This window comes from Rheinheimera tilapiae (assembly GCF_042432165.1).
Taxonomy (GTDB): domain Bacteria; phylum Pseudomonadota; class Gammaproteobacteria; order Enterobacterales; family Alteromonadaceae; genus Pararheinheimera; species Pararheinheimera tilapiae.
In genome coordinates, this window is the sequence record NZ_JBHLXP010000003.1 from 723403 (window position 1) to 733815 (window position 10413).

The following is a 10413-nucleotide window of genomic DNA, read 5'->3' on the forward strand; positions in this document are numbered from 1 at the left end:
CTGTGGCAAAAACGCCATCCAACCGACCAGCGCTGCAACAGGCGTCGGTCGAACAGCTGGTCGCTATCGTGCAAGTCGCTGGCGACAGCGCGGCGTTTAACGAATTATTTGGCCGGTTTGAGCGCAAACTGCGGGCGTTTTTATTGTATAAATCCAGCGACAGCAAGTTTGAAGTCGATGATTTAATGCAGGAAACCTATGTGAAGGCCTTTTTGCATATTGGCCAGTATCAGCAACAGGCTGAGTTCTCCACCTGGCTGTTACGCATTGCCATCAATGAATTGTTGCAGGCCAAACGCGCACAAGGCATTTTTGCCCGGCTGAAGCAGCGTTGGTTTCACAGTGAACCAGAAGCACAGAGCCATACCGATCTCAGCGCTGAACAGCGCGATGCGGCATCCTTGCTGACATATCTGAGCGATGTGCAGCAGCAAGTGTTTGTTTGTGCTGAATTTTATGGTTATTCACAAAGCGAAATTGCCGAGAAGTTGCAGTTGCCACTCGGCAGTGTCAAAACCTATATGAAACAGGCGCGCGAAGCGCTCGACAGGATAAACCGCTGATGTTGAAACTGAAATGGCAACAACGACTGCGCCTTTGGCTGTGGCAACAACGCCGCCTGCTGATCCTGAGCGGCGCCAGCCTGCTGGCTGGGCTGCTAATGCTGGCCGGCAACGCCATGTTCCTGACATTGGCGCCGGCATTACCGACCATGGCTGTACCGCTGCTGACGCTGGGCCAGCTGGGCATTGCCGGGCTTTTAGTCACACTGATACTGATTGCGGCAGATTAGTCGGTCTACAGCCGCTCGCACGATGAGAAAAACACTGCCGTGATTTGCCGGTTTGCAGTACCATCAGATTTTTAACGGTATCGTCGGGGAATGGCTATGACTCTCTCTCGCTGCTGGCTGCTGTTTGTGTTGATTGGCGCTGCGCCGGTGTGGGCCAATACCCCTGCCACTTCTACCGTTGAGCTGCACCATTATGATACTGAAACTATCGCGCGACTGAACGGCGGCGGCACAGACGGTTCCGCCGATATCGACACAAACCTATTGATATTTAAAGCCTTAGGCGATGCCCCTGCCGTGCGTGAGATGCCAATTGCCCGTACTGACCACATGATGGAGCAGGGTTTACCGATCTGTTCACTGAACCGGGTGAAGAATAAATCGCGGGATGCCAAATTTCTATTTTCGCTACCGGTCAATTTCTACCTGGGTTATCAGCTCTACCAACATGCCAATGCCGCCCCCTTGCCGGCGTCGTTGCTGAACAGGAAAAACCAAATCAGCAGTTTAAAACAGCTGATGCAGCATTATCCGCGCAATCAAATCGTGATCCCGAAAACCTATTCATTTGGTGACGCATTGGACCAGGCCGTCGCCGAAATTCCGCCCCGTCAGATCACAGCCATTTCGACGTCACACTATTACCAGCAGTTTATTGCGATGTTTGAGACCGGACGGGCTGATTTTATTCTGCTCTACCCAACTGAAATGCAGGCTTACCTGAAAATGACCCCTGAACTGCAAGTCCGGCATTACCCGCTGGCACAAGCGCCACAATTCACCACCGGCCACCTGATGTGTGCGGATACAAAACAGACCCGAGAGTTTGTCCGCCGCGTTGATACGGCCCTGCGCAAACTCTATCGCGACCCATTATTTGTCGAAGCAAACAGCCGCACGCTGGCAGCATCAGAAGCAGCCCAGATCCGCCAGGCAATTCGCGCGCAAGCGGCGGTCAAATAAGCTTGTGATCTGGTTACACCCGCAGCACACCACGAAAACCGCGCACGGCACCAAACAAATTAGCACCCTGGTGGTCGGTAAAGACCTGTTGATAAAACTGGTCGCCAAACTGCGGCTCCCCCTGGACAAGCCGCTACAGCAGGGGCACAGGAAAGATAAATCACAAAGCGTCAGCGCTGCCATCATCCAGCAAGCGGAAATATTGACCCTCACGGATCAATAATCCCTCGCTGTGGCGCGGTGGGATACTGCCGCGATAATCGCGAGGCTGGCGCACGTTAATCGCCAGCACTTTGCCTTCGAACAAACTCTGCACCCGACGCTGTGGCGTATGACCCACCACCACAGCACTGGCGCCGAATGTTGCCAGCGTCTTTTCAACTTCAGCTTGTGTGAGATCCGCTTCGAAATAACCGCGATACCAGGAGGGGCCGTCACGGGTTGATAACAGTAAATCGCTCAGGACAACATCTTTCTTTGGAAAATAGGCAATGCGATAATGCGCCCGCACTATGCGATTCACATCTTCCAGCCGGTAATTCAGCGATGCCAGCTTTGGATGCAGACCACCATGCACAAACAGATGACCATTAATCAGTTCAGCGCTGTTTTTGCTGGCCAGCCAGCGGCCGAGCAGACTGTTTTCGCCATATAAATCAATTTGTTGCTTACCCAGCACTGTGGCGACAAACTGGTATTTTTTGTCCGCCGCCTGAAAGTTACCCTGCAGGTTTTTAATCTCATGATTGCCCAGAATGTAATGCACAGTGCCGCCGTGCGCCCGCGCCGCCTGTTCCAGCTGATAGATGAACCACAACACCTGCGTGGTCGAAGGCCCGCGGTCGGTCATATCACCCAGTAGCACCAAGTGGCCCTTGCCAAAAGTCCAGTTCAGTTTTGCATCGATAACCCGGTGTGCCTGCAAAAAATCCCGTAGTGTTTTATAAGCACTTTCGATATCTGAAATAGCCAGAATGGCTTCACCATCCTGATAGCGCTGCGGCGGTGGGATAAAGCTGCCGTCGGGGCGCCGCTCCGGGCTATTGCCATCGATGGTCAGCGCAAAATGTTGATCCTCCAGTGGAAAATACACCTGCGTCTGCATTTTTGCAGTAAGCGGCAGGCTTTGCTGCTCCAGGTAGAAGCCAGTTTCGCCATCACCGCGGATAAAATTCAGCTGCATCTGGTCGCCGGCGAAAAACACGTGCGGACCTTCGCCACCAACCTTGTAGGCCCGGCGGTCGTCGCCGTAATCAATATCGATACTGAACACCACGGCCAGGCCCAGCGCCAGACTCAGCAGGACAAGGCTGGTGATGCTGAAATGTTTCAGATTGGTCCAGAGCAGTTTCATCAATAATTCCTTTTAAGTCATGCACTCACATATGTTGTTTCAACACCTGCAGCACTTTACGGGTCAACAACGCGATGCCAATTGCAAGGATTGTCGCCACCGGCACTATCCACCAGCCCATCACCTCTGGCGTAGCCATCGGCGGTACAGAAACAAATCCCACCACGATGCTGTTGCCGTGCGGCGTAGACCAGACACCCACCGATTCCGGCAGCAGAAACTTCGCACCGGCGACAAACAACAAGGCAAATGCCATGCTGAAGCCAAACACCGCCATGGTGAAATACAGACTGGCCGTGACGCTTTTTTTCATCCGCTGAATGGCTCTGAAGCCAAGCGGCGGTGGCGCACCTTCTTCGATGTGCGCGACATATAGCGCCGCCAGCTGTCTTGCATCACCAAACCCACGCAAGATCGCGGCCACATCGGGGCTTTGACCGGCGACGGTCTGTTGATCCATCACATCAAACAAATGGCTTTCAATTTCCCGGATCACTTCCTGCGCTTCATGCGGTGCCAGCCGCACCAGATAGCGGCGTAACTCATTGAGATAGCGATGGATCATCTCGTTATGATTCAATTCTGACTGGTGCATCTCAGGCTCCTGTTTTTTGCAGCGGTTGCGGGCCTGGGTTGGCCAGCAGAAATTCAATGTCGGTGACAGACTGGCGCCAAAGCCGGGTCAGATCGGTCAGTTTTTGCGTACCCAGTGGAGTCAGCTGGTAATACTTACGCGGTCGGCTGTCGCCTTCCTGCACCCACTGCGCATCCACCAGTTCGTCGCGTTTCAGCCGGTCCAGCAGCGGATACAAAGTGCCTTCCGTGATGGTCGTCGACGGCAGGCTTTGCAGTAGTTTCAGCAGTTCCAGCCCATATAAAGTGCGTTGCTGTAACGCCGCCAGAATGGCCAGTTCCAGCGTGCCTTTACGCAGCTGCACTTCCCATTTTTCCATCAGAGCTTCAGTGGAATTCATCTTTCACCTGTATCAGACCGGCGTGCCGGCTTTGCTATGTAATCAATAATACCTTGCACTACAAGGTATCATGCTGAGCATAAGTTCGACTGGCGAAAAGATCAACAATCTTTTTTGTTTACAGCAAAAAATCGCCGATGATGGATCGCAAGGTTGTGGCGAGGCGCCCACACAAAAAAACAGCAAACAATGTCAGGTCGCTCTGTTTTACAGTGCGCTGACTGGCCAAAACCAGAGGAAGGGAACCGATGAAAAATCAGACATCTGTGGTGTATCAACAACGGCTGCAACGCGTCATTGACTATATTTATCAGCATCTTGATGCTGATTTAACGCTGGAGCAGCTGGCCGGAGTCGCCTGGATGTCGCCCTATCATTTTCATCGGACCTACCGCCTGCTGGCTGAAGAGCCGGTCAACACCACAGTCCGGCGTCTGCGCCTGCAACAGGCCGCCGGTCAGTTGCTGCGCAGTGATTTAACTTTGTCACAGATCGCAAAACCGCTGCGTTACAGCAGCGCTGAAGCGCTGAGCCGGGCTTTTCGTAAACAATATGGCGTCAGTCCGACGCAATACCGCCAGCAATGCGGCAAGACGGACGGCCGTGCTGAGGAGTTCCGACAGATGCTGATCCAACCCAGTGCTTTACCCGAAATTCAGCCGTTTCCAATTGAAATTCAGCAGTTTAATCAAGTAGAACTGATAGGCTTGCCCCATCTGGGCGACTATCTGGGCATAGGCCAGACCTTTGATAAACTGGCAATGTTCGCCGCCGAGGCCGGTTTGCTCGGTCCGGACAGCCGCTTTTTTGGCTTGTACTATGACGATCCACAAACCGTGGCCGCCAAAGACCAGCGGGCGCTGGCCTGTGTCAGTGTGCCGGCCAGGTTTCGTGCCGATGCCGGCCAGCCCGGAGCAGAGGCGCTGCAATATCTGACTTTGCCAGCAGGGACCACCGTCAGTTTGTTGTTTCAGGGTGATTACGCGCAGCTGGAACAACCTTACAACTGGTTGTTTGGGCAATGGCTGCCGGAAAGTGGCGAAGAGCTGGCTGATTTCCCGCCGTTTGAAGAGTATCTGAACGACGTAAAAGACACACCACCGGCCGAGTTACTAACCCAGATGCGTTGTTATTTAAAACGCTAAGATGAAGCCATCGCTGCAGGCAGCGATGGCTTGGTGGTATTACTGCGTGACTGCAGCTTTTGGCATCGGCGCTTTAATACCAATCAGTACAGTCAGGCCGCCGACGGTGATAAATGACACAATCCGGCTCAGTGAACCGGCATCGGCCAGATCCACCAGAAAGAGTTTCACCAGTACCACGGCGAGCAAACCAGCGCCGGATTGCCAGCGTAGCCGGTGCGCCAGCAAATGGCCACGCAACATCAACACCAGTGCCAGCAAGGTCCAGCCGACTGACAAGCCCAGCTGCACTTCACTGCTATGCCAAAGCGGGTCAAATTGCCAGGGTAATTGCAGAGACAGCTGGATAGCTCTGACTAACAACACAGTGGCACTGACAAAAGCCCCTGCCGCCAATAGCTGCGCAGCCAGCGGCGCCGGATTTAAAGCACGCTGTATCGCCCGCCATTGCAACCCGGCCACCGCCACCGCGCCCAACATCACCAGATCTGGCATATTCAATAGCGGCAAACCTGTCGCTGGCTCGAGCAGACTCCAGCTCCACAGCAGTAACAGCCCGGCCAACCAAGGCAAAGGCAACCGCGTTAAAAACAGCGCCGGCGCTGCCGGATGCGGCCAGCGCTGCTGCACTGATAACCACAGGCACAACAACATGGGTGCTGCGACGGCAACAAAAAACAGCGCCAACATCTGCTGGTTATCCAGCTGCCAGCTGTTCGCGAGATACCGCGCCTGCCACACCAATAAAGCCCCCACCAGCCAGGGCATGGCCAGTAAATATAGTGTGTTCGGTGCTTTGACACGCTGTAACCAGCGATAGTGAAAAAACAGCACCAAGGCCAGTGCCAGCATGCCGGTCAAAGATAACACCGGTTGCCAGCTGGTGTTATCGAGCTGACGGAGGAATTCGGCGCTATACCAGCAATACAACAGCGGTAACAACAACCAGCCAAAGCGCTGAAACGTCGGTAAAGGCCAGCGCTGATAAAGCCAAAACGCCAACCCCAATGACAAGGCGGCCGCGATAATTTGCCACAGATGCGGCTGAACCAGATGACCATCCAGTTCGGCAAAAAATGCCAGATGCCAGCACAACCAGCCGAGGCCAAACCACAGCAACGTCAGGCTGTTTTCGCCAGGCAACAGGGGTGTTGCCGCCGGTTTACGATCGTGACTCAGCGACAGCAACAATAGCGACACCGCCAGCACCAGGATGTTGATAAAATCGCCGTTGAGCAGCCACAAGTTACCGGTCTGTACCGGCAATTCGCTGGCAAAAGCCAGCAGCGCGCCGGTCATCAGCAAATAAGCGCCGGCACGGCTGGCACGGCTTTGTTGCTGAAAGCCCAACCAGCATAAACCCGCCGCTTCCAGCGCCCAGCCAAATGCTGTCCAGCTGGCACCTTGGGAAAATGGCAATACTAACGAGGCGAACATCAGCGCGAGGCCAAGCTGGATCTGACCAAAGCGGCGTAAATCTTCGCGTTGTTGCCGGCGCACCAGTCCATACATAGCGGCATAAATCAACGCATACACAGCGGCACTGAGGCTGTCGCCCTGACTCCAGTGCTGGGTCAGCAACAGCTGCTGACTAAAGGACAACAACGGCAGGCCAAACACCAAACTGCCATCGATAAAACCCCGGCTCTGATGCCCCTGACGCAAGGTAAACCAGTAGCCAATCAGCAGATACATCAGGAAATAAACAGCGAAAAACGGCTGCACCAGCGCATAGTCAGCACTGTGGTAATTAAGTAGCTGCCAGCTCAGCGCGATGGCAAAAGTCGCAATAAAACCGGTCCAGTTCAGCCAGCGCCATTGCCGCAACCAGGCCATCAGCAACACGCCGGCGTTTAACAGCCCGTAATAACTAAACAGCGCAACAAACCGGTTAGAGCCGTCCGACGTCAGTAGCGGTACCAGAAAACCACCGGCGGTGGCCAGGATGGCCAGCGCCTGCGATTGTTGCATCAGCGCCAGGCCGCTACCGGCCAGCACTGTCAGCAACATCAGCGCAAAGGCCGTGCTGGAATCGATCATCGGATAATACTTGCAGGACGCAAACAAAGTCAGGTACACCACCGCAAAACCCGCCCCCTGCAGCAGCGCCGCATTATTGCCAAGGCGGTCGCGCTTCCACCAGCCAACCCCAACCAGCCCAACCCCGCACAGGCCAATGAACCCCAGCCGCAGCTCCATCGACAACAAACCCTGATGGGCAAAATAGGTAGCAAGAAAACTGAGTCCCAAAAACAACACCGCAAGGCCAGCCAACACCAGCGGACTGACATTGCGGAACAGTGTAAATAGCGGTTTCAGCACAGACTGGGTTGGCATGGACGCATGCTGCTGCCAGGTCGCCGCGTCAAGGGCGGACTGTGCTGCAGGGGCATCCGATGTCATAGAATACGTCACTGTGCTGGCTGGCAGAGTGTGTTCTGTTGTGGCTTGTGGCGGGGCTTGCAGCGGCACGTCTGGTGTTAACACACCATGCGGATCGGTCCAGATACCGGAGATTGCGTCGAGACTGCTGTTGGCGGCCGCTGTCGTTGTGGTTTCCGGTCCCGGTTGCTGCGCGACCTTATCTGGACTGGAACCAGTCAGCTGGCGGTGCAGTGTCGCCACTTGCTGCTGCAAGGCTTCCAGCTGGCTCTGCAAATCAGCGGTTTTGCGCCAGGCATCCAGTGCCAGACCTAGTGCCAGACCGAGGGTGACACCGATGAAAGTTTCCCCCTCCAGCGCGCCCAGACTATAACCCGCAATCAAGCCAATCAGTGCCCACATGCTGTGACGTCCTTGTTACTGCCCCGTGAATCACTACCATAACACCGGGCTAAGAAAGCAAACAAGGTTGAACTGGCCGCGGTGACTCTGCTTTGTTACTGCAATCCATGAGTGGCTCCCTCTATTCGGTGCATCAACGCATCAGTGACACGATGACGTTGCAGGGTAAAATGCTGACCCGGCAAAAACACTGCAACTCTTACCACCGCCCAGCTCAGTGAAGCAGAATTTAAAGTCTTGTCGTAGTTTGGCGACGACGGAATTATTCAGCACCTGGTGCACCATCTGGTTCCAGCTAAAACAGCACATAAAAACCGGCATCAAGCCGGGTTGTCATCTCTAAACTAAGTTAGAAAGTGAATAATAAGGCAGCAGTTCAAATTGATTAGTGCAACTCATGCGGCACTTCACAGCCAAGAGCGTGACATTGTCTCCATTCTCGCCTGAATACGTTCGCGCATAACGTGCTTAAGGTCGTCAAAATCTGGCACGCTATCAAAAACCTTGTCCAAATTTTGCGACACCTTTTTCACCAATGTGTGGATCAGTTTTTTTGCGGCCTTTTGGTCCAGCCCAAGCTGAGCAGCAAACACAACGAAATCATGTTCTGTGTAATAACCGTAGTTGTCGTATGAACTGGTACTTTTGGCGTCTGTGACTTCGCTTTCCATCAGCCAGAGACTCAGTTCAGATCCGTCGTACTCTTTGTATGGTGCGACTGAGACCATGTCATAGATTTTGGAAAATCCGGTCGCTGTATCGCTATCGAGCGATCTGACCAGGCTCATGTTTTTCAGGTGCAAATCGTTATTGCCAACCAGGTACGCCATGAGCACTTGCAAAAAGCCATCCCGCAACACCTGAGCATGATACCCACAACTGGCGTGGGCGACTTTCAATGCATTTTCGTAGGATAATGCCTCACTGCTTTTATTACCGGGCGCAACATCCATCACAGAGGCTAAATCCTCGATGAATCCGATGCTTCTGCCGGCAGCATCCAAATCAAACCGCTTCGTCACGTAGGCCAGTTCGCCACAGGAGAAAGGCACAAGGTCATGATCGGCGACATTGAACCCAACCAATTGACATAGCCGCATAATGATAAATTCATTGACCGCCAGATGGGGCAAATCTTTTGGCGATGGTTTGACGATATATGGACCTATACCGACACTCGCCGTCAAAGTTCTCCTGGCGCCAGCCTTATGAGTGAGAAACATTTTAGGCTGAACACCTGAAATGGAAGCCCTGCCTAATGATCTGATGGCCACTTCATTAAATTCATCTCTGGCAAAGTCAATGGTGAAGCCTTTCAGGTTTTTCTGTGGAAGCTCAGATAGATGGCCAACATCTTCCTCTTTAAGCAGGCTCGGAAGTATTTGAATGGGCCCGATAAGCTCTGCACCATGCGCAAGCAAAAGACCAAATTTATCATCGACATCGAGTCTGGCTAGCAGCGCCTGATGCCGTTTTATCCACCCCTCACTCATCAAATTGGTGAAAAACGCCGGCAGATGGTTTTTGCGAAGAGGTGCATCAGTCAGGGGGAGGTTGATGCCAATTTTCCTGAGTCCACTTTGCAGGTAGGTCGCATCATATCGAAATTCATATTCATAGCCGGCCTGAACCGAATATTCAGTGATAGTTCCAGCCAAATGCTCATTGCAGTACACAAAACCGATCCGTGTTGGAGCGTCCATTATTTATTACCCTGACGCTTTCCGATAAATAGCTGCAAACCTACAGCACCGATTAGACTGTTGAGCTTGCCTACAGATACTACGTCTACCCGCTGTATCGCGTTGTAATAGGTTTGCATCGATACACCAGAAAAAGCGACCAGATCAGAGATAGACAGATCGCCCCGGTGTGCCTCTATGCTGGATTGCACGGATTCGTTGCTCACGGGTCGATAACCGTCCATTACAGACTGTTGTAGTTTTGCCTGGATGCTTTCATCCAACTGCGCCATCATCTGCTGGAGCTGGTTACGTTGTTGAACGAGCTGAAGCAGGGACGCTGCCTGAGAATTTCTATTACCTTTTGACATACCAACGCCTCAAAACTTCATTCATAAAAAAAGATTGCCATGAAAATCTATTTTATTTCACCCATAAAATAATTCCACATTGAATTTCATTTTTTGGATAATTTTTCACAGACAAAATTAAACAGTTTAACTCTATAGATGAATTTTTGGGGCAAAAAGCTAAATTCCCTGACAACTTTACCGGACAGTTTCAGTCGGCCAACAGGGAATAACATGCGCCGACCATAACAACGGGGCTGTCACTCCAAAGCTGCTCTGCGATGTGCTCCAAATGTGCACTAATGGTTTCAGGGACGTTGTCTTGCTTGTTTTCAGCCATGTGCAAACTCCATTTTGCTGGCTATGAA

The 10413-nt window shown here is 52.8% G+C and carries 11 protein-coding genes and 1 pseudogene; 4 read left to right on the forward strand and 8 right to left on the reverse strand.

The features are described 5' to 3' along the window. Positions 1-2: 2 nt before the first annotated feature. The 3 genes from ACFFJP_RS14100 to ACFFJP_RS14110 all read left to right on the forward strand — a co-directional run bounded on the left by ACFFJP_RS14100 (position 3) and on the right by ACFFJP_RS14110 (position 1756). Positions 3-563: an RNA polymerase sigma factor gene (locus ACFFJP_RS14100; RefSeq protein WP_377245225.1), complete on the forward strand. Its 561-nt coding sequence runs from the start codon at positions 3-5 to the stop codon at positions 561-563. Continuing rightward, positions 563-793 (forward strand): hypothetical protein, encoded by a 231-nt coding sequence (locus tag ACFFJP_RS14105; protein ID WP_377245228.1) that lies wholly within the window; start codon positions 563-565, stop codon positions 791-793. Before ACFFJP_RS14100 ends, ACFFJP_RS14105 begins: the two co-directional genes overlap by 1 nt. Positions 794-889: 96 nt before the next feature. Then, the gene (locus ACFFJP_RS14110) at positions 890-1756 is read left to right on the forward strand and encodes a transporter substrate-binding domain-containing protein (RefSeq protein ID WP_377245231.1); all 867 of its coding nucleotides are present in this window, start codon (positions 890-892) and stop codon (positions 1754-1756) included. 13 nt (positions 1757-1769) lie between these two features. Here the strand turns inward: ACFFJP_RS14110 and ACFFJP_RS14115 are convergent. The 4 genes and pseudogenes from ACFFJP_RS14115 to ACFFJP_RS14130 form a co-directional block, all read right to left on the reverse strand. After that, positions 1770-1859 (reverse strand): annotated as a pseudogene (locus ACFFJP_RS14115) (hypothetical protein); the annotation flags it as partial. Positions 1860-1916: 57 nt separating this feature from the next. Beyond that, positions 1917-3110, reverse strand: coding sequence for a metallophosphoesterase (locus ACFFJP_RS14120; protein WP_377245234.1), 1194 nt, complete (start codon positions 3108-3110; stop codon positions 1917-1919). A gap of 25 nt (positions 3111-3135) precedes the next feature. Then, positions 3136-3705 carry an HAAS signaling domain-containing protein gene (locus ACFFJP_RS14125; RefSeq protein ID WP_377245237.1) on the reverse strand — a complete coding sequence of 190 codons (570 nt, stop codon included), beginning with the start codon at positions 3703-3705 and terminating at the stop codon, positions 3136-3138. A gap of 1 nt (position 3706) precedes the next feature. Next, a complete protein-coding gene (locus tag ACFFJP_RS14130; protein WP_377245240.1) occupies positions 3707-4084 on the reverse strand; it encodes a PadR family transcriptional regulator in 378 nt (125 codons plus the stop codon). A 248-nt stretch (positions 4085-4332) separates the two neighbouring features. On the opposite strand from ACFFJP_RS14130, the gene ACFFJP_RS14135 reads away from it, so the two are divergent. After that, complete coding sequence (locus ACFFJP_RS14135) at positions 4333-5229, forward strand: AraC family transcriptional regulator (RefSeq protein ID WP_377245243.1); 897 nt, start codon at positions 4333-4335, stop codon at positions 5227-5229. Between the two features lie 39 nt (positions 5230-5268). On the opposite strand, the gene ACFFJP_RS14140 is transcribed toward ACFFJP_RS14135, so the two are convergent. The 4 genes from ACFFJP_RS14140 to ACFFJP_RS14155 form a co-directional block, all read right to left on the reverse strand. Next, on the reverse strand, positions 5269-8013 hold the full coding sequence (locus ACFFJP_RS14140) for a DUF2339 domain-containing protein (RefSeq protein ID WP_377245246.1): 2745 nt from the start codon (positions 8011-8013) through the stop codon (positions 5269-5271). A 407-nt stretch (positions 8014-8420) separates the two neighbouring features. Beyond that, on the reverse strand, positions 8421-9716 hold the full coding sequence (locus tag ACFFJP_RS14145; protein WP_377245249.1) for a type II toxin-antitoxin system HipA family toxin: 1296 nt from the start codon (positions 9714-9716) through the stop codon (positions 8421-8423). Then, positions 9716-10066 carry a hypothetical protein gene (locus tag ACFFJP_RS14150; RefSeq protein ID WP_377245252.1) on the reverse strand — a complete coding sequence of 117 codons (351 nt, stop codon included), beginning with the start codon at positions 10064-10066 and terminating at the stop codon, positions 9716-9718. Before ACFFJP_RS14150 ends, ACFFJP_RS14145 begins: the two co-directional genes overlap by 1 nt. Before the next feature lie 190 nt (positions 10067-10256). Continuing rightward, positions 10257-10385: a hypothetical protein gene (locus tag ACFFJP_RS14155; RefSeq protein WP_377245255.1), complete on the reverse strand. Its 129-nt coding sequence runs from the start codon at positions 10383-10385 to the stop codon at positions 10257-10259. Positions 10386-10413: the final 28 nt, after the last annotated feature.

Bases quoted from the DNA above. Each gene is read 5' to 3' on its own strand.
- ACFFJP_RS14155 (WP_377245255.1), bottom strand. From the start codon at position 10,385: ATGGCTGAAAACAAGCAAGACAACGTCCCTGAAACCATTAGTGCACAT.
- ACFFJP_RS14105 (WP_377245228.1), top strand. From the start codon at position 563: ATGTTGAAACTGAAATGGCAACAACGACTGCGCCTTTGGCTGTGGCAA.
- ACFFJP_RS14125 (WP_377245237.1), bottom strand. From the start codon at position 3,705: ATGCACCAGTCAGAATTGAATCATAACGAGATGATCCATCGCTATCTC.
- ACFFJP_RS14145 (WP_377245249.1), bottom strand. From the start codon at position 9,716: ATGGACGCTCCAACACGGATCGGTTTTGTGTACTGCAATGAGCATTTG.
- ACFFJP_RS14120 (WP_377245234.1), bottom strand. From the start codon at position 3,110: ATGAAACTGCTCTGGACCAATCTGAAACATTTCAGCATCACCAGCCTT.
- ACFFJP_RS14140 (WP_377245246.1), bottom strand. From the start codon at position 8,013: ATGTGGGCACTGATTGGCTTGATTGCGGGTTATAGTCTGGGCGCGCTG.
- ACFFJP_RS14110 (WP_377245231.1), top strand. From the start codon at position 890: ATGACTCTCTCTCGCTGCTGGCTGCTGTTTGTGTTGATTGGCGCTGCG.
- ACFFJP_RS14135 (WP_377245243.1), top strand. From the start codon at position 4,333: ATGAAAAATCAGACATCTGTGGTGTATCAACAACGGCTGCAACGCGTC.
- ACFFJP_RS14150 (WP_377245252.1), bottom strand. From the start codon at position 10,066: ATGTCAAAAGGTAATAGAAATTCTCAGGCAGCGTCCCTGCTTCAGCTC.
- ACFFJP_RS14130 (WP_377245240.1), bottom strand. From the start codon at position 4,084: ATGAATTCCACTGAAGCTCTGATGGAAAAATGGGAAGTGCAGCTGCGT.